1 protein-coding gene is annotated in these 1,113 nt (G+C 46.5%); it reads right to left on the bottom strand.

Going from position 1 to position 1,113, the window contains the following annotated elements:
• Positions 1-9: 9 nt before the first annotated feature.
• Positions 10-1,008, bottom strand: a complete 999-nt coding sequence (locus B5F98_RS12510) for an IS30 family transposase (protein WP_158096700.1) — start codon at positions 1,006-1,008, stop codon at positions 10-12.
• Positions 1,009-1,113: the final 105 nt, after the last annotated feature.

The following is a 1,113-nucleotide window of genomic DNA, read 5'->3' as shown; positions in this document are numbered from 1 at the left end:
GGCGCATTGTCAAGTCAAGTGCAACACCTGGTGATAAAAGACTTCCGCAGGAGTTTTCCATCCCAGGCATTTGCGAGGTCGAGTATTGAGCTTGTGTGTGAACTCCTCCAGAAGCTCTGGAGAGAATGGCACCTTATAGGTATTTTTAGGGACATACTGACGTAGAAGACCATTTGTGTTCTCGTTAGTCCCTCTCTCCCATGGGCACATAGGGTGGGCAAAGTAAAACTGCGCATTTGGAATCTTAGCTGTAATGTCAGCGTGATTTGCAAATTCAAAGCCACGGTCTAAAGTAATGCTACGCAGCAGTCGGTTGGGCAGTTTCTCCAACATCGAGGCCATGACCTGCGCAACTTCTGAAGCCTTTCTGGTTTTACTGATTCCGGTGAGCAAGAACCGTGAGCGTCGGTCTACCAGTGTGACAATATACAGCTTGTGACAGCTGCTATACACCAAATCGCCCTCAAAGTGTCCAAAACGACTGCGATTTTCCGCAGATCTAGGGCGCTCTTCAATTCCACGGTGAATATATGCCTTCTCTTGCTTCTCCTTTTTCTTACCACGCCAACCCTTCCTGCGCAGATAACGCTCCATAAAATAGCGCCCGTGTTTCTTTTTCTTCCGTTCCTTTGGCTCCATATAGCCTGTCTTGATCGCACGGTAGATGGTGCTATAACTGACCACTGGACTCCCATGTTCTAGTTCTATGCGCTTGGAAATCTGTTCTGGAGACCATTGTTGACCGGTAAGCAAGTTAACCACTTTCTCTCTTATATCTGTTTGCTCCAATATCTTGTGCCTCCGACAGTGTTTGCGCCTCTTTTGATACTTTTCCTGGGCTTTAGATGGACGATAGGAGCGAGCGAATCGGTTACGTTTTAATTCCCGGCTTACAGTGGATACGGAGCGTCCTATGCCCTTGGCAATCTCTCGCAATGACTTACCCAAAAGTTTATTTTCCCATATACTTTCCCGCTCGGATATGCTAAGATGATGGTAGTGACTCATTGGGGATTCCTCCTTATGGTTTGTCTCGTCAACTGCCATTTTACAGGAATTTCCCCAATGGGTCATCTTTTATTTTAGGTGTTGCACTTGCATTGTAAATCTCCA

It is taken from the genome of Pseudoflavonifractor sp. An44 (genome assembly GCF_002161675.1).
Lineage (GTDB): Bacteria > Bacillota > Clostridia > Oscillospirales > Oscillospiraceae > Enterenecus > Enterenecus faecium.
Note: the sequence above shows the minus strand (reverse complement) of the source record. Positions and strands in the feature narration are given on the sequence as shown.

Excerpts from the sequence above, each read along its gene's own strand:
- B5F98_RS12510 (WP_158096700.1), bottom strand. The coding sequence starts at position 1,008 with ATGAGTCACTACCATCATCTTAGCATATCCGAGCGGGAAAGTATATGG.